Source organism: Phenylobacterium sp., assembly GCF_030679875.1.
GTDB lineage: Bacteria > Pseudomonadota > Alphaproteobacteria > Caulobacterales > Caulobacteraceae > Phenylobacterium.
This window is the reverse complement of record NZ_JAUXSP010000022.1, coordinates 13,709-29,409: the sequence shown is the minus strand read 5'-3', so window position 1 is coordinate 29,409 and position 15,701 is coordinate 13,709. Positions and strand designations below refer to the sequence as shown.

General features: G+C 67.9%; 21 protein-coding genes. 10 read left to right on the top strand and 11 right to left on the bottom strand.

Annotated elements, in window-relative coordinates; genetic code table 11:
• Positions 1-16: 16 nt before the first annotated feature.
• Together Q8K84_RS15340 and Q8K84_RS15335 are read right to left on the bottom strand one after the other, a co-directional pair.
• On the bottom strand, positions 17-610 hold the full coding sequence (locus tag Q8K84_RS15340; protein WP_305283595.1) for a sigma-70 family RNA polymerase sigma factor: 594 nt from the start codon (positions 608-610) through the stop codon (positions 17-19).
• Positions 610-804, bottom strand: a complete 195-nt coding sequence (locus Q8K84_RS15335) for a NepR family anti-sigma factor (RefSeq protein WP_305283594.1) — start codon at positions 802-804, stop codon at positions 610-612. The genes Q8K84_RS15340 and Q8K84_RS15335 overlap by 1 nt, the downstream gene beginning before the upstream one ends.
• 239 nt (positions 805-1,043) lie before the next feature.
• Here Q8K84_RS15335 and Q8K84_RS15330 point away from each other — a divergent pair, with 239 nt between their 5' ends.
• Both Q8K84_RS15330 and Q8K84_RS15325 read left to right on the top strand, forming a co-directional pair.
• Complete coding sequence (locus tag Q8K84_RS15330) at positions 1,044-1,844, top strand: response regulator (protein WP_305283593.1); 801 nt, start codon at positions 1,044-1,046, stop codon at positions 1,842-1,844.
• 217 nt (positions 1,845-2,061) lie between these two features.
• A complete protein-coding gene (locus Q8K84_RS15325; RefSeq protein WP_305283592.1) occupies positions 2,062-2,235 on the top strand; it encodes a DUF1328 domain-containing protein in 174 nt (57 codons plus the stop codon).
• An 88-nt stretch (positions 2,236-2,323) separates the two neighbouring features.
• Here the strand turns inward: Q8K84_RS15325 and Q8K84_RS15320 are convergent, their stop codons facing one another.
• The 4 genes from Q8K84_RS15320 to Q8K84_RS15305 form a co-directional block, all read right to left on the bottom strand.
• Positions 2,324-2,608: a hypothetical protein gene (locus Q8K84_RS15320; RefSeq protein ID WP_305283591.1), complete on the bottom strand. Its 285-nt coding sequence runs from the start codon at positions 2,606-2,608 to the stop codon at positions 2,324-2,326.
• Between the two features lie 13 nt (positions 2,609-2,621).
• Positions 2,622-2,834 carry a hypothetical protein gene (locus Q8K84_RS15315; RefSeq protein WP_305283590.1) on the bottom strand — a complete coding sequence of 71 codons (213 nt, stop codon included), beginning with the start codon at positions 2,832-2,834 and terminating at the stop codon, positions 2,622-2,624.
• Between the two features lie 307 nt (positions 2,835-3,141).
• Positions 3,142-3,594, bottom strand: coding sequence for an OmpA family protein (locus tag Q8K84_RS15310; RefSeq protein WP_305283588.1), 453 nt, complete (start codon positions 3,592-3,594; stop codon positions 3,142-3,144).
• Positions 3,595-3,699: 105 nt separating this feature from the next.
• Positions 3,700-4,044, bottom strand: coding sequence for a YMGG-like glycine zipper-containing protein (locus Q8K84_RS15305; RefSeq protein WP_305283587.1), 345 nt, complete (start codon positions 4,042-4,044; stop codon positions 3,700-3,702).
• A gap of 158 nt (positions 4,045-4,202) precedes the next feature.
• On the opposite strand from Q8K84_RS15305, the gene Q8K84_RS15300 reads away from it, so the two are divergent.
• The 3 genes from Q8K84_RS15300 to Q8K84_RS15290 are packed head-to-tail and all read left to right on the top strand — an operon-like array spanning position 4,203 to position 6,340.
• Positions 4,203-4,631: a hypothetical protein gene (locus tag Q8K84_RS15300; RefSeq protein ID WP_305283586.1), complete on the top strand. Its 429-nt coding sequence runs from the start codon at positions 4,203-4,205 to the stop codon at positions 4,629-4,631.
• Between the two features lie 21 nt (positions 4,632-4,652).
• Complete coding sequence (locus tag Q8K84_RS15295; protein WP_305283585.1) at positions 4,653-5,561, top strand: diacylglycerol kinase family protein; 909 nt, start codon at positions 4,653-4,655, stop codon at positions 5,559-5,561.
• On the top strand, positions 5,558-6,340 hold the full coding sequence (locus tag Q8K84_RS15290; RefSeq protein ID WP_305283584.1) for a metallophosphoesterase: 783 nt from the start codon (positions 5,558-5,560) through the stop codon (positions 6,338-6,340). The genes Q8K84_RS15295 and Q8K84_RS15290 overlap by 4 nt, the downstream gene beginning before the upstream one ends.
• Positions 6,341-6,464: 124 nt before the next feature.
• Here the strand turns inward: Q8K84_RS15290 and Q8K84_RS15285 are convergent, their stop codons facing one another.
• From Q8K84_RS15285 to Q8K84_RS15275, 3 genes are all read right to left on the bottom strand, one after another.
• Positions 6,465-7,106, bottom strand: coding sequence for a superoxide dismutase (locus Q8K84_RS15285; protein ID WP_370867878.1), 642 nt, complete (start codon positions 7,104-7,106; stop codon positions 6,465-6,467).
• 183 nt (positions 7,107-7,289) lie between these two features.
• Positions 7,290-7,598, bottom strand: coding sequence for a hypothetical protein (locus Q8K84_RS15280; RefSeq protein ID WP_305283582.1), 309 nt, complete (start codon positions 7,596-7,598; stop codon positions 7,290-7,292).
• 83 nt (positions 7,599-7,681) lie between these two features.
• Positions 7,682-7,999: a hypothetical protein gene (locus Q8K84_RS15275; RefSeq protein WP_305283581.1), complete on the bottom strand. Its 318-nt coding sequence runs from the start codon at positions 7,997-7,999 to the stop codon at positions 7,682-7,684.
• 166 nt (positions 8,000-8,165) lie between these two features.
• Between Q8K84_RS15275 and Q8K84_RS15270 the strand changes: the two genes are divergently transcribed.
• Positions 8,166-9,584 carry an HWE histidine kinase domain-containing protein gene (locus Q8K84_RS15270; protein WP_305283580.1) on the top strand — a complete coding sequence of 473 codons (1,419 nt, stop codon included), beginning with the start codon at positions 8,166-8,168 and terminating at the stop codon, positions 9,582-9,584.
• Positions 9,585-9,631: 47 nt separating this feature from the next.
• Here the strand turns inward: Q8K84_RS15270 and Q8K84_RS15265 are convergent, their stop codons facing one another.
• A complete protein-coding gene (locus Q8K84_RS15265) occupies positions 9,632-10,840 on the bottom strand; it encodes a CaiB/BaiF CoA-transferase family protein (RefSeq protein ID WP_305283579.1) in 1,209 nt (402 codons plus the stop codon).
• A 107-nt stretch (positions 10,841-10,947) separates the two neighbouring features.
• On the opposite strand from Q8K84_RS15265, the gene Q8K84_RS15260 reads away from it, so the two are divergent.
• The 4 genes from Q8K84_RS15260 to Q8K84_RS15245 all read left to right on the top strand — a co-directional run bounded on the left by Q8K84_RS15260 (position 10,948) and on the right by Q8K84_RS15245 (position 13,615).
• Positions 10,948-11,544, top strand: a complete 597-nt coding sequence (locus Q8K84_RS15260; RefSeq protein WP_305283578.1) for a DUF4142 domain-containing protein — start codon at positions 10,948-10,950, stop codon at positions 11,542-11,544.
• A gap of 91 nt (positions 11,545-11,635) precedes the next feature.
• Entirely contained in the window at positions 11,636-12,316 is a 681-nt protein-coding gene (locus tag Q8K84_RS15255) for a fumarylacetoacetate hydrolase family protein (protein WP_305283577.1), read from the top strand.
• 2 nt (positions 12,317-12,318) lie between these two features.
• The gene (gene maiA / locus Q8K84_RS15250) at positions 12,319-12,963 is read left to right on the top strand and encodes a maleylacetoacetate isomerase (RefSeq protein ID WP_305283576.1); all 645 of its coding nucleotides are present in this window, start codon (positions 12,319-12,321) and stop codon (positions 12,961-12,963) included.
• 37 nt (positions 12,964-13,000) lie between these two features.
• On the top strand, positions 13,001-13,615 hold the full coding sequence (locus Q8K84_RS15245) for a carbonic anhydrase (RefSeq protein WP_305283575.1): 615 nt from the start codon (positions 13,001-13,003) through the stop codon (positions 13,613-13,615).
• Here the strand turns inward: Q8K84_RS15245 and pbpC are convergent.
• Positions 13,612-15,699 (bottom strand): penicillin-binding protein 1C, encoded by a 2,088-nt coding sequence (pbpC, locus tag Q8K84_RS15240; protein WP_305283574.1) that lies wholly within the window; start codon positions 15,697-15,699, stop codon positions 13,612-13,614. The two genes, Q8K84_RS15245 and pbpC, sit on opposite strands and share 4 nt — an antisense overlap.
• Positions 15,700-15,701: the final 2 nt, after the last annotated feature.

Sequence of the window (15,701 nt, the reverse complement as noted above, 5' to 3'; positions counted from 1 at the left end):
AGGCCCCCCCGGGCCGTCAGCGTGCGGTGCTGAGTCGCTCGGCATCGGCCAGAATAGACCGCATGGCGTCGCCCGCCGCCCCGCCGTCACGGTCATAGGCGCCAGCTTCGAGAATGACCTGAAGGGCGCGCCGCGCCCGGCTGACCCGGCTCTTGACGGTGCCGACCGCTACGCCGCAGATCTCGGCTGCTTCCTCGTAGGCGAAACCGCCGGCCCCCACCAGAATCAGGGCCTCGCGCTGTTCTGGCGGTAACATGCCAAGGCTGAGGCGAAGCTCATCGAGGGCCACGGGCGCTTCGGGGTCATCGACCGCCACCAGGGTCCGTTCAGCAGCTTCCTGGTCGAGCTGGCTCTGGCGCCAGGACCGGCGCTTCTCAGAATAAAACTGGTTGCGGAGGATCATGAAGGTCCAGGCCTTCATATTGGTCCCCATCTGGAAGCTGGCGCGGGCGTCCCACGCCTTCATCATGGCGTCCTGCGCCAGGTCATCAGCCGCCGTCGCGTCACCACACAGGGTGCGAGCAAAGGCGCGCAAATGAGGGATCAGGGTGACGATTTCAGCCTTGAATGCGTTGTCGAGGGCCGGGTCCCGGGGGCTGCGGTCCACCATTAGCTCTGCTCCGACGACTTGTCAGCGCGACGCAGGATATCGAGAAATTCGTCAGGGACCGGCTCGTTGACCACCTCGTCGAACATCTGTCGAAGGCGAACGCCGATGGCCTGCTGGCGCAGGCGCGCCTCGTCGAGCGCTGCGGCGCTCAACTCCGGCCCGACCGATGGGTGTTCGGATTGGTGTTCGATCATATCCCCGGCGTCCCGCGGTGGCAGTGGACGCCCCTTCATGTTGTCATTCTGATCGCTCAAACGCCCGGCCCCCCGTGGAGTTCCATCGGGCTAGCGCAAGCCGCCCGATCTTTGAATGTCGAAAACGCCAAACCAGGGGAACCGGTTCCCTCCCGAGGCGTTTTGTGCCGTTGATGGGTGCAAGCGCGTTCGCAGTTGGGGCGATCGCGTGTTCATCCTTGTCTCTACGGGAGGGGTCATTGAGTCTTCTAGCCCGACTGGCGCCGCATCTGCCTTATGTCCGGCGCTATGCGCGTGCGCTTACCGGCGATCAAACCACAGGCGATCACTACGTCCGCGTGGCCCTTGAGGCCCTCGCCGCGGGTGAGAAGGTCCTTGAGGCGGGGTTGACCCCGCGGGTTGCGCTCTATCACGTGTTCCACACCATCTGGTGCTCCACTGGCGCCCAGCTGGAGTCGCCTTCTGTCGGCGATGGTGGGGATGACGACGCCAATACGCGTCTGATGCGCATTGCGCCGCGTTCGCGGCAGGCTTTCCTGCTGACGGCGCTCGAAGGCTTTACGCCCAGCGAGACGGCTCAAATCCTGGGCGCGACCTTCGACGAAGTTGGTGCGCTCATCTCCGAAGCCCAGTCTGAGATCGATGCGGAGCTGGCCACCGATGTCCTCATCATTGAGGATGAGCCGGTGATCGCCGCTGACATTGAAGCCTTGGTGAAGGAACTGGGTCACACGGTGGTGGACATCGCCGCCACGCGCACCGAGGCGGTCGACGCCGTCGGCCGCAACCGTCCTGGGCTCGTCCTGGCCGACATCCAATTGGCGGACGGCTCGTCAGGTATCGACGCGGTCAAGGACATCCTCGCCGAACTGGATGTGCCGGTGATCTTCATCACCGCCTTCCCCGAGCGTTTGCTCACCGGTGAACGCCCAGAGCCGACCTTCCTGATCACCAAGCCGTTCCAGCCGGAAACGGTAAAGGCGGCTATCGGTCAGGCGCTCTTCTTCCATCCCCGCCGCAAGGCGAAGGCCGCCGCCTAGGCGATCTCCGGCCTGATTGAGAGTCAGGCCGGAGGGCTCGGGCGTCATTAGAGTGTGGGTGCTTTTCGATCCGACATCTTCGGATCGGGGAGCGCCCCGCCTCTCGCTGCACGACCTCGGCCGGGCGATGTCGGGAACGGCACGTCATGCCTACACGTTTGAGGCCCATGGCGGCGCTTGAGGCCGTCCCTGAGTCAACAAGCTGAGGAATGACGGCATGCTTGGTTGGGCTATAGTTTTTGCGGTACTGGCGCTGGCGGCGGGTTATCTGGGCTTCATGGGCCTGGCTGGCTTGGCGGCGACCGTCGCCAAGGTGCTCTTCGTCGTTTTTCTGGTCCTGCTGGTGGCCAGCTTTGTTGTCAGGGCCCTGCGGGGACAGTCTGTCGTCTGACGGCGCCCGGTAGACCCAGTTAAGACGGGAAACACGCCATAGATGACAGGGCCCGAACCATCCGTTCGGGCCCTGTTTCGATTCAAATCTAGGTTGGGGGTGGCTGGGTGGTGGGCCCCGCCGGGCCATCCGCCTCGGGTATGCGCGGGGCCGGCGCATCCTGCTCGAACAGGGCCGCATCGCTGGCCTGACGGCCGGCATGGGCGTCCCCCTCTGCGAGATCGTCGGCGCGGAATAGCCACGCGGCCATCAGGCCCACGAAGGCCAGGGTGACCGACACCAGTAGGACGACCATCACAGGCTTGCCCAGGGCGCCTTGGCGCGCGGGCGTGGCGGGCACTTTCGGCGGGGTCTCGTCTTGCATGTTGGCCATCGGATTTCCTTGGCTAGAAGCGGATGAAGTTGAGCGGGCCCGCCGCGGGCGGCGCGCCTGCGACGGCGCGATCACTGTCGGCCATCGCGCCGAGAAGGGCGGTGGCGCTGGCCATGCTGAGAATGGCTGCAACGGCGGCCAGCCGCCGTTGCGTACGGCGCGCCCGCCCGGAGGGCGTCTCCAGATAGGCGAGCCCGCCGTGGGCGGCCATATAGCCTCTGATCATCGTCGAACCCGCAATTGGCGCAGCCTCAGGCTTGGCTGTTGTGGGTTAGAACGTCGGCAAAGCTTCTCCGTTCCACGCGGCGCGCTGTGCGCCATCGCGCTCTGGCCCGCGTTGAAAAAAACTTTCGGCGGTCGGGAACGGGCGAGGCGTGGGCGAGTTATTCAACCTGCGGAGGCGGCGACGCCCCCCCCGACTTGAGGCTGGCGATACTCCGCCAGCCTGCTGCCTCCGCACCCCCCCTTTTCTCGATGATACCCACTTTGGCGGACCCTCCCGGGTCCGCCATTCTCTTTTCTGTATCCGCCAGTCAGTCTGTGCGGGCCAGGCGAAGCACAATCTCCACACGGCGACGCATCGGGCGATCCACGCCATCGGCGGTGACGGCGTTCAGTTGACCTGCGGCCTGGGTATTGAAGGCCGCCGCAGGGAGCCCTGCCTGAGCGAGGGCAGCGGTCACCGCCGTGGCCCTGGCCTCGGACAGCGCTTGATTCATATCGGCCGCACCGGTCGCATCGGCCAGGCCAAGAACCTCCACGGATTCCACCCTACACCCATCGGACCGTTCAGCCGTGGCCGAGATCAGTCCGCGCGCCTCGGGACCCAGTTCTGCGGAGTTGGGCTCGAAATAGATCTCAGCCGTGACTGGCTCGCAACGGCTGTCCTGCGCCCACCCGCCGCGCCAAGCCTGACAGCCGCCTAGCGCCACGACGCCGGCCAGACACAGCCCACTGATCGCCACATGCCTTGTGGGAAATCTCATCGCTCACCCCTCCAATGGCGTTCACCACCCCACGGCGGCCACGCACGCAAAAAGGGGCGGCCAGCACGCTGACCGCCCCTAATCAAAACTCTAGTCGACCCTCGATCAGTAGCGGGGCTGACCGTCTTCCCAGTAATAGCGCTGGCTCGCCGAGTCGTAGAAATAATAGCGCCCGGCGCGCTCATCATAGTACTGGCGGCGATTGGGCGCATCGGCGCCGCAGCCGCCATCTTCGCGGCAACCTTTGTAGGCGCCCGCGGCCCCGCCCGCGACGGCCCCAATGGCCGCCCCGGTGGCGGCGCTACCCGAACCGACATTGTTGCCGATCACCGCGCCCGCCAGCGCGCCAAGCGCGGCGCCGCCAGCGGCGTTACGTTCCACCGTGCCGGTGGAGGTGCAGGCCGCGGCCAGGAGGCCAGCGCCTGCGACAGCGATAAGAGACTTCATCATTCCAGGCTCTCCTTGAGCTTGTGCCAAACAACAAACGCCCATCTGCTGGGTCAGGTTCCCGACGCGGCGGACAAGCTGGGCTGGCTTCGCTGACGAAAGGGAACCGCGGGCGGTCCCCGCCGTTAGCTTGGCCGCAGACATGACATGGAGCGCTCGAAATGTGGCCGCGATTTGGAAGACACCGCCAAGATGCTACGCCGCTGAACGTCGCACCGCCTGCGGCGTCCCCTGTCGGCGTTGATCCGCGCGAGGTCGAGCGCGCCTATGAACAAGGCCTTGGCGAAGGCCGCCGGATCGAGCGCCGCCGGCGCAGCCACCCCGTTCGCAACCTGATGATTGGCTTGGTGGCCCTGGCGGGCGGGGTCATGCTCGGCGTCGCGGCCTGGCACGGCTCGTTCGGCAAGGGCGGCGAGGTGGTCGACCAGAAGCTCGCCGTAGCCGCCGATCGCGCTGAGCCGACGCTGCGGGCGGCGGCCGATGAGGCTGGCGCCGTGCTGGGCGGGGCTGGCAGGGATCTCCAGACTGCGACCGACCCCGAACCCGGCCCGGCCCAGGACGCGTCGGGCGTCCCCGGCCAAGATCTTTAGGCTACCGCTGTGATCGGGGGCGTGCGCAAGATTGAAGTCGTTCTGAACCTGGCGTCGGGCGGCGTCTCCCCTGACGCTCCACAGGAGGCCGAGGCCATATTGGCTGAATACGGGGTCAGCTCCCGGGTCTGCGCCTCATCGTCTGGGGATCTGGAGCAATGCCTGAAAGCGGCCCTCGACGCTGGTCCAGATCTGCTCGCGGTGGTCGCCGGCGACGGCACAGCGCGGAGCGCGGCGGAAATGTGTGGCCCTGATGGGCCTCTGTTCGCCCCCCTGGCGGGAGGCACAATGAATATGCTGCCACATGCGATCTATGGCGCTCGGCCGTGGCAGGAGGCCTTGGTGGACATCCTGGATCAGGGTGTGGAGCGTCCCTTGGCGGGGGGTTCGGTGGATGGGAAGCTGTTTCTCGTGGCCGCGATCCTGGGGACGCCGGCCCTCTGGGCGCCGGCCCGGGAGGCGATGCGGGAGGGCAAGGCGCGACTGGCCTTTGATCGGGCGCGCACGGCCTGGTCCCGCGCCTTTTCCACCCGTCTCCGCTACGTCATTGGAACAGGGCCGCGTCAGAAGGGCGAGGCGGTCATCTTCATGTGTCCGACGGCCAGCCGGCGATTGGCTGATGACGAGCAGGCCCTGGAGGCCGCCGGCCTTGATCTCAACGGCGCCCTGGAGGCCTTCCGCCTGGGGCTGCATGCGGCGGTGGGCGACTGGCGGGACGACCCTGCTGTAGATCTTAGCCTCTGCCAGGAGGCGCGCGTCTGGGCCCCCCGCGGGATACCGGCCCTGCTGGACGGTGAGAGCGTCCAGCTCGGCCCCATGGCCAAGGTCGCCTTCGTGCCCCGTGTGGCCCGCGTCCTCGCCCCGCCTGACGAGCCGGCCGGCGCGGAGGCCGATGTGGCGGGCGCCATGCTCAATCCGGCGGCGCCATGATCCGGATAGCCCAGCTGTCAGATATCCATTTCGGCGATGAGAACCTGCCGGCTGTCGAGGCCGCCACCGCCCTCCTGCAGGGGGACCCGCCCGATCTCACCCTGATCACCGGTGACATCACCCGTTTCGCCGAGGTGGCCGAACTGGAGGCCGCCAGGGCCTGGCTTGAGCGCCTGCCGCGGCCCTGGCTGGTCACCCCCGGCAATCACGACGCCCCCTATCTGGCCTGGATCGAGCGCCTATTTGCGCCTTTTTCCCGCTTCGAGCGGATCATCGGTCCGGCCTGGAGCCAGTCTCATCTCGATGATCAGGTCGTGGTGGCCGGGGTCAATACGGCCCGCGGGGCGCAGTGGCGCCTGAACTGGTCGAAGGGGCAGATCTCCCGCGACCAGGTGCGCACCGCCGTCAGCGTCCTGAACTCCGCCCCGGCCGATCGCCTGCGGCTGGTGGCGCTCCACCATCCGCTGACCGAGATGATCGCAGGCCCCATGACCGCCAAGGTCTGGGGCGGCTCTGACGCCGCCCGCGCCTTCAGCGAGGCTCGGGTGGACCTGGTGCTGTCAGGGCACGTCCATGCACCGTTCGCCCTGCCCTATCCGTTCGCCGACGAGCGGACCTATGCGGTGGGATGTGGGACCCTGTCAGTGCGCGAGCGTGGCGTGGCCGCCAGCTTCAACATGATCGAGGCCGACGCCGAGGCGATCAGGGTGAAAGCCCTGACCTGGTCCGGCAGCCAGTTTGAGGCCCACCGGACCTGGTCCCTGGACCGTCGGGCCTAGAGTCTGCGCCCCCGGACCTCGTGCCTGACGGCCGAGACATGAAAAAATCCCGCGGCCCTGTCTGGGGCGCGGGATTTCAACGTGCCTGACCATAGGCTGTCACCGGCCAGGCTCAAGCTCAGTCTCAGGCGGTGGGCACCGGGTGCCGCCAGGCCTGACCCTTGTCCCGGGCGGCGTCGTATTGAGCCGCCGCGAAGGTCCAATGGGGCAGGTTGTCGAACCAGGCTTCGACGAAGGCCTTCCGGTCGTTCTGATGGTCGAGATAGTAGGCATGCTCCCACACGTCGCAGGTGAGCAGCGGCGTCAGACCCTGGTGCGTCAGCAGATCGTCGGCGTCGTGGGTGGACAGCACCTTGAGCTTGTCGCCCTCGGCGGCCAGCCAGCCCCAGCCCGAGGCGAAGTGGTTCACCGACTCGGTGACGAAGGCCTCTTTCAGCTTGTCCAGGCCGCCGAAGTCCCGGTCGATGGCCGCGGCCAGATCGCCCTGGGGCTGCTGCTTGTCGCCGATCATACAGGTCCAGAAGAAGGTGTGGTTGTAGGTCTGGGCCGCATTGTTGAAGAGCTTCTTCTTGGCGGGATCGCCGGCGGCGGCCTTGACCACCTCCTCGAGGGTGGCTGGCGTTTCGCCGGCCGCCTTCAGCAGGTCGTTCAAGGTGTCCACATACTTGGCGTGATGCTTGTCGTGGTGAAACCGCATGGTCTCGGCGGAGATGACCGGTGACAGAGCGTCATAGGCGTAGGGCAGGTCCGGAAGCTTGAACATCAGAAGTCCTCTGGCGGCGGCGTAAACAAGAACGAGCGCGCCCCGGCCGGGGGGTGCGCCGCATGGTGATTGGGACGGTCTCTACGGCGCGACCTTGAGCCCGACAATTTGGGACCGGGCCGCGCCGAAGCCGAAGCCTGGAGCACAATTGAACGTTCAGACGGCTTCGTCTGATCGCATCATGCTCTAGTGGCGACCGGAAGAGCGCCCGGCGAGATAGGCGCTAAGGGCGGTGGCGATCACCTTAGGGTTCTTCACCGCCAGGATGCCGGCGGCCAGTGTCGCCAAGAGGGCTGCGCCGCCTGCAGCGACAGGGTGCTGGCGGGCCAGATCGAAGGCCCGGGCGGCAAGGCTGTCATCTTCCTGCAGTGTAGGCAGGGTGGGTCCCTTGCCGCGCACGGCGAGAACCGCGCCAGCCAAAAGCAGAGCGCAGACGAGGGCGAGAACTCCCGCCGCCCCCGCAGAGCCGAGGAGCGGCGCAAGAACAGCGAACAAGGCGAAGCCAGCCGCCCCGACGCATAGGATCGTCAGGGCCGTCAGCGCAGCGAGTGCTATGATCGCGAGGAGCGCCTTCTCAATCAACGGCGGCCGCCGGCGAGCAGCAGGCCGATCACAACGCCGACGCCGACGGCGACGCCGGTGGCGGCCAACGGACGTTCGCGGACATGCTCAACCACGTAGCGCTGAGCTTCTTCGATCTGTTCGCCGGCCGTGTCGGCATAGACTCGGGACTGGGCGCGAATCTGGTCCACGCCTTCTTGCACCGCGCGTTCGAAGTGCTTGGCGGCGTCGCGGAAGGTGCGCTGGGCGTCCTCGGCGAGGACCTGGGCGGAAGCCGCGGCAGAGCTGGCGGCGGCCTTGGCTTCGCTGGTGGCGCGGTCAGAAGCGTTCGACATGCAGTATCTCCAGAGGTTCGAGGTCCCCGCACGCCTCGCACAGGGCTCCGCCAGAACGTCACATAGGCTAGGGAGGTTCCAGGTTCCAGGTGAGGGTGCGACAAATCTTCGCATCCTTTGCACGGTTCTTGTCGTATCCTGACCTACCTGACGCTAGGTTCCGATCATGGTCGCTGACCCGCGGCGCGCGCGCCTCACTATGGAGCATCTGGAACTGGCTCTGCAGACCGCAGGTCTGGGAGAGTTTCAGTATGATGTGCCGGGCGACTTCTGCATTGTCAGCGAGCGCATGGCGGCGATCACAGGTGGTCCGTCGGGCTATCTTCCGGCCGAGGGCGGGCGGGCCCTGCTGCCGCTTATTCACCCCGACGATCTTGATGCGACGCGCTCGCAGATGCTGTCCGGTTTTGACGCCGAGGACCGCTACGAGGTCGAGTGCCGCGCGGCGCCCCAGCCCGACCGCCCCGTGGTGTGGCTGCGAGTGGTCGGTCAGCGGATACGTGACGCCGAGGGCGAAATTCAGGGCGTCATTGGGATCGTCGAGGACATCACGGCGCGCAGGCTGGAGGAGCAGCGGCGCCACGCCCTGATGGCGGAGATCGATCATCGGGTGAAGAACGTCCTGGCGACCGTCCAGGCCCTGGCGGTTCAGACGGCCAAGCGGACATCGTCCATGGACGGCTTTCTCCAGACCTTCCTTGGGCGACTGAAGTCCATGGGATCGGCCAATGAGCTGCTCACCGCCGCCCGTTGGCGCGGGGCGGCCATTGATCATCTGGTGGCCGCCGAACTCGGCGGGCTGGCGCCTGGGCAGACCCGATGGGAGGGGCCAGAGCTTTTCCTGACGCCCCGGGCGGCCAATGCGGTGTCCCTGGCCCTGCACGAGCTGGCGACCAACGCCCTGAAGTACGGCGCCCTGTCGGTGGAGACCGGTCAGGTGACTGTGGTCTGGCGCGCCGCCCCGTCGGGGGGCTTTTCCCTCGACTGGACCGAGTCTGGCGGGCCCGTGGTGTCGCCTCCGGCGAGGACGGGTTTCGGGACCACCCTGCTCAGTCAGGTGACAGGTCGCGAACTCAATGGCCTCACGGCCCTGGAATTTCCGCCCACCGGCGCCCGGGCCCGGCTGGAGGCTGGCCCCGCTGCGGTGGTGGAGCGCCCAGAAACGGTCCCCGAAACCCCTGTCCGTCGGACGGTTGAAGCGATCGCCGGGCCCGCCGGACCCGTAAACCTGCACGGCGTCCGAGTGTTGATCGTCGAGGACGCCGCCCTGCTGGCCATGGAGCTGGAAACCGGCCTGTCGGAGGCGGGAGCGGTGGTGGTGGGCCCAGCCTACGAACTGGAGGAGGCGCTGGCCCTTCTGGATCAACCCCTCGACGCCGCAGTGCTGGACGCCAATCTCAATGGCCTCTCGGTCAGCCCTGTGGCCGACATCCTGGCGGAGCGGGGCGTGCCCTTCGTCTTCGCCACCGGCTATGGCGACGCTGGCGGCGCCCCTAGTGGTTTTGACGCCCCTGTGATCCGCAAGCCCTACGACGTCACCCAGGTGACGGCGGCGGTTGAGGAACTGTTGTCCTCCCGGCGTTAGAGCTGAACGGCGCCAACGCGCTCAAACGACTGAATCTAGAGTGTGATTCAGATCACGCCGCGGGCTCGCAGATCGGCGACCGCATCGGCAGACAGGCCGGCGACCTCCCTGAGCACCTCTTCGGTGTGGGCGCCGAGATCGGGCCCGGGCCACCGCACCTTGCCTGGGGTGGCTGACAGCTTCGGAAAGGCGTTTTGCATCTGCACCTCGCCAAACACCGGATGGGGAACGCTGATGATCGCCTCGCGGGCGATGAAGTGGGGATCGGTCAGCATGTCCGGGGCGCGGTAGATGCGGCCTGCCGGCACGCCGTGGCGTTCGAGTAGCTCCAGCAGATCCTCCAGGGAAAGGGTCGAGGTCCAGGCGCTGATGACCGCGTCCAGCTCCTCCTGGCGCTCCCCCCGGGCGGCGTGGGTGGCGTACCGGGGGTCTATCGACAGTTCTGGCTGCCCCATGGCCTCGCAAAGCCGGGCGAAGACGGTGTCTCCGTTGCCGCCGATCACCGCCATGTCGCCCCCTGAGCAAGGATAGGCGTTGGACGGGGCGATGCCGGGGAGGATTGAGCCCGACCGCTCGCGCACATAGCCCGTCAGGTCATATTCGGTGATCAGGTTCTCCATCACGCCCAGCACGCTCTCGTAGAGGGCGGCGTCGACCACCTGGCCCTTGCCTGTGCGGTCGCGGGCATGGAGGGCCATCATGATCCCCATCACCGCGTGCATGGCGGCCAGACTGTCGCCAATCGAGATGCCCGCCCGGGCCGGCGGGCGGTCCGGCTCGCCGGTGATGTGGCGCAGTCCCCCCATGGCCTCGCCGATCAGGCCATACCCGGCCCGTTGCGACAGGGGCCCCGTCTGGCCGTAGCCGGAGATGCGGGCCATCACCAGGCCGGGATGGCTCGCCGATAGGGCCTCGTATCCCAGGCCCCATTTCTCCATGGCGCCGGGACGGAAGTTCTCGATCACCACGTCGGCCTTGGCGATGAGGGTCCGCGCAATCTCCTGTCCTTCTGGCTGGCGCAGATCCAGCCCAACGGACTTCTTGTTGCGGCCGATCACCGGCCACCAGGGAGACAGGCCCTGGGGTAGGCTGCGTCCCCATTGCCGCATGGGATCGCCCTTGCGCGGGTCCTCGATCTTGATCACCTCAGCGCCGAAATCCCCGAGGATTTGCCCGCAGAATGGCCCAGCGATCAAAGTGCCCATCTCTATGACCCGAAGGCCGCTCAGGGGCCCGGGCGCGGTGGTCTCGGTCATGGGCGACTTCCGACTTTCTGGGAACAGATCACGGTGGCGTGAGTTTTTGACGGCAGCCGCATCGTTCGGATGCGTCGTCTGAAGTTGTCAACGTCCCAGGAGTTCACATGACTCGCCACCTGCTTATCGCGGGCGCCGCGATCGCCGCGCTTTCGCTCGCCGCTTGCGGTCAGCCGGCCGACCAGTCCGCCACCGCCCCGGCTGAAAGCGTCGTGCCCGACGCCAACCCCGCCGCCACCATTCCGACCCCTGCCGATGAGACCGCCGCGCCGGACTTCGCCCGTCTGGCGGCGCAGAGCGACATGCTGGAAATCCAGTCCTCGCAGCTCGCCGTGGAGCGGGCCCAGGACGCTGAGGTCAAGGCCTTCGCCCAGATGATGGTCGAGGCGCACACCCAGACCACCCGGGATCTGAATACGGCCATTCAGGCCACCGGCCAGCAGATCACCGTCCCGACCACGCCTGATGAAGACGTGACCGACGAACTCAACGACCTTCGCGAAGAGGCGGCGGCCGATTTCGACAAGGAGTATATCGACCTGCAGGTTGATACCCACCAGAAGGCCCTGAACCTGATGCAGCGCTATGCGGCCGATGGCGACATGCCGGGCCTGCAGGCCTTCGCTGCGGCGACGGCCCCGGCCATCCAGCAGCACCTGGACCAGGCCAAGGCCATCCAGGACCGTCTGGCCAACGCGAACTAAGCGCGAGCCACCTGCGGCTCTCGAAGATCAGGCTTCCGCCTCCCAGGCGGGAGCCTTTTCTTTGGCCGGCTGCGGGAGTAGGGCCTTGAGCATGACGCAATACGTTCTGGCTCCCCCCCCTGTTCCGATCGTCCCCGTGCTCGGGGAGGACGTCGTCTATCCGGTTCGACGGATCCTCTGCGTCGGTCGCAACTACGCCGCCCATCGCGCCGAGATGGGCGGGGACGACCGTGATCCGCCGTTCTTTTTCGCCAAGCCCGCCGACGCTATCGTCACGCCGGGGCGCGACGTGGCCTTTCCCTCCATGACCGCCGACCTGCACCATGAGATCGAGCTGGTCGTGGCCTTGGGCCAAGGCGGCGCCGATGTCCCGATCGACCAGGCCCTGAGCCTTGTCCTGGGCTATGCTGTGGGCTTTGACCTGACCCGTCGCGACCTGCAGGCTGCGGCCAAGGACAAGGGTCATCCCTGGGACGCCTCGAAAGGCTTCGACCAGTCTGCGCCGATCTCGGCCATTCGCCGCTGGACCGGTCCTGCCCCTCAGGGACGGATCTCAGCCACCGTGAATAGCCAACCACGCCAGGATGCGGTGGTCTCCGACATGATCTGGAACGTGGCCGAGATCATCGCCCAGGCCTCACGGCTGTGGACCCTCGCCCCCGGCGACCTGATTTTTACCGGCACGCCGGAAGGCGTTGGCCCGATCGCCCGCGGCGACCATGTGGCCGGCGCTGTCGAAGGAGTCGGCGAGCTCAGCTTCAAGGTGATCTGACCATGGCGCTCACGTTGTACAGCTACTGGCGGGCCACCGCCCCCTACCGGGTCCGGATCGCCCTGGCGCTCAAGGGCCTGGCCTATGACTACGCCCCCGTCAGCCTGCCGGGGGGCGAGCAGCGGGCGCCCGACTATCTGGAGCGCAATCCCCAGGGTCTGACCCCGATGCTGGTCGATGGCGACACCGCCATGACCCAGAGCCTGGCGCTGATGGAATGGTTGGAGGAAACCCATCCGCAGCCGCCTTTGCTGCCGGCCGACCCCTCGGGTCGCCAGGTGGTCCGGGCGATGGCCGGGATCATCGCCTGCGACATCCACCCGCTCAACAACCTGCGGATTCAGCAGCAGCTGGCCGCATTCGGCGTCAGCGAGGCCGATCGCCAGACCTGGGTGGCCCGCTGGATGACGGAAGGCTTCGAGGCTCTGGAGTCCCTGATCGCGGGTCATGGCCAGGGTTTCGCCTATGGAGCAGCACCGGGTCTCGCTGACTGCTGCCTGGTTCCACAGGTCTATTCGGCGGAGCGCTACGGGGTGGACCTTTCGCCCTATCGCGCCATAAGGGCGGCGGCCGAGCGGGCCCGGGCGCACCCGGCCTTCGCCGCGGCCCATCCTGACCGCCAGCCCGACGCGCCCGCGCCGGCCTGAGGTCGGGCCTGTGTAGCGTAGGGGCGAGGGGACGACCATGCTGGACCAGCTGAAGGACAACAACCGCGCCTGGGCCGAAGGCAAGCTCGCCGTCGATCCCGGCTTTTTCCAGCGTCTGGTGGGGCAGCAGAGCCCTGAATATCTTTGGATCGGCTGCGCTGACAGCCGTGTCCCAGCCAACGAAATCGTCGGGCTGGATCCCGGCGAGCTGTTCGTCCACCGCAACGTGGCCAACCTCGCCCCGCCCCAGGACGCCAACTATCTGTCGGTGCTGCAGTTCGCCGTCGACGTCCTGCGGGTGAAGCACATCATGGTCGTTGGTCACTATGGCTGTGGCGGCGTGGTGGCGGCCATTGATGGCCAGCGGCGGGGCCTGGTGGATCATTGGCTGCACCCGATCCGAGAGGTCTACGCCGCCAATCGCGCCGAGCTTGAAGCCATGGATGACGAACACGCCCGTCATGACCGGCTTTGTGAGCTGAACGTCATCCGTCAGGTGCGCAATGTCGCCTCCGATGTCTTCATCCGCGAGGCCTGGCTGCGGGGCCAGCCGATCAGCGTGCATGGCTGGGTCTATTCCCTGTCCAACGGCCTGGTGAACGACATGAATGTCACCTGCAGCGGGCCCGACGATGTGGCCCGGCTCTACTAGCCGCCCCTGATGCGGACCTGGGCCCGGGCGGCGCGACCCTGGCCATCCACCACGTTGAGATCGTAGAAGCCCGGCCCTTCTGGTCGCCAGAGCACCTGACCGCTCAAGGGGTCGGGGCTGAGCGGCCGGCCGGCCACATACCAGGCCAGGTCTTCCCCGCTGGCGGCCAGGACCAGGCCGCGGGACCTGGGCCCATAGGCGTCCACCTGCACCACCGCCCCGTCCGGGGGAAAGATCAGTCGCGGTCCGGCTGTCGTCCGTGTCTGGTCGTCGAGAGCCGCGGGCGCGTTGCGGGGGGCCAGGGGCGCAGGGGCGGCCGGGGGCGCGTGCAACAGGTCGGCGACCTCGAACAGCAGGGGGAGGGCGGAGTCCCGACCGGTGAGACCCGCCCGCGCCCCCCCGTCGGCGCGCCCACTCCACACCACGATCACATGGCCGCCGACAATGCCGGCCGCCACGGCGTCCCGGAAGCCGTAGGAGGTTCCGGTCTTGTAGGCCATCAGCGGCCGGCCTCGGCTGAGCGCGGCGGGCGTCACACCGGCCGGCGGCGGCGTCTCGCGCAGGATGGCCAGCACCTCGGCGGCGGCGGTCTCGCTCACCAGCCGCACCCCCCGATCATCTCGGCGCGCCTGGGCCTCAGCCTCTGTCCAGGCCAGGGGACGGGCCAGACCGGCCTCACCCAAGGCGCCATAGAGCACCGCCAGGTCCCGCAGGGAGATGCCCACGCCGCCCAGGGCGATCGCCAGGCCCGCGTCACGGGTCTCCGCCCTCGGCCGCCACAGCCGCACGCCCGCGGCCTCCAGCCGGCCCTCGAACGCCGCCGGCCCCAGGCGGGCCAGGGTGTCGACGGCGGGGACGTTCAGCGAGTGGATCAGGGCCTCCCGGGCGGTGACCTGATCGTGGAAGACCCGGTCGAAATTCTCCGGCTGGTAGTCGGCGTAGCGCCGCGGCGCATCCGCCATCCGGGTGTCCGGCGCCGCCAGACCCTGCTCGAACGCCATGGCGTAGATGAACGGCTTCAGGGCCGAGCCAGGGGACCGCAGGGCCCGGGTCATGTCGATCCACCCGCCCGCGCGTTCCAGGCCCGCAGATCCTACCGAGGCGCGCACCGCCCGCCCGTCCAGCTCGACCACCATCACCGCCGCAGTCGCCTCCGCTCCCTGCGCCCGGGCGGCGCGGGCGACCAGGGGCTCAAGCCGGGACTGAAGCCCCGCATCAAGGGTGGAGATCACCGAGGCTTCGTCGGCGCGCGCGCCGCGCGCCAGCTCGCCGGCGGCGTGCCACGCCAAGGCTGGAAAGGGTGCGCGCCCAGGCATGGGCTCCTCGGCGGCTTCGGCGGCCTCCGTCAGGCTCAGGACGCCCGCGCGGACCATCTTGTCGAGCACCAGGTTTCGGGCCCGGCGGGAGGCCTCGGGCCGTCGGTCGGGGCGCCGCGCCTCGGGCGATTGCGGCAAGGCGATCAGCAGGGCCTGCTCGCCTGGGGTCAGGGTCGAGGGTTCGTGCCCGTAATAGGAGAGGCTGGCCGCCCGCACCCCCTCCAGATTGCCGCCATAGGGGGCGAGGGTCAGATAGAGGGCGAGGATCTCACGCTTCGACAGCCGCGCCTCAATCTGCACGGCGCGGATCATCTCCACCAGCTTGGCCGGCAAGGTCCGGGGCCTTGGGGTGAGCAGGCGCGCGGTCTGCATGGTGAGCGTCGAGGCGCCGGAGCTCACTTCACCGGTGACTGCGGCCGACCCGGCGGCGCGGACGACCGCCAGCGGGTCAACACCGGGGTGACGCCAGAACCGCGCGTCCTCGACGGCGATCAGACGGTCGACGAAGCTCTCATCGGTGCGCGCCAGATCGGCCCGGATACGCCACCGGCCATCCTCCACCGGCAGGGCGCGCAGCCAGGCGCCGCGGCGATCCAGCGCCACGGGCGAGGCCTCCACGCCCCGGGACAGGTCGGGCGGCAAAACCGCGTCCAGGGCCACAGCGGCGGCCTGCAGGGCCAGGGCGCCGATCAGGCCGAGGGTCAGGCGCCGCACAACTTGTGGCGAGGCCGCCGCACGCAGGGCCCGGGCCCTGAGAGACGTCCACACCC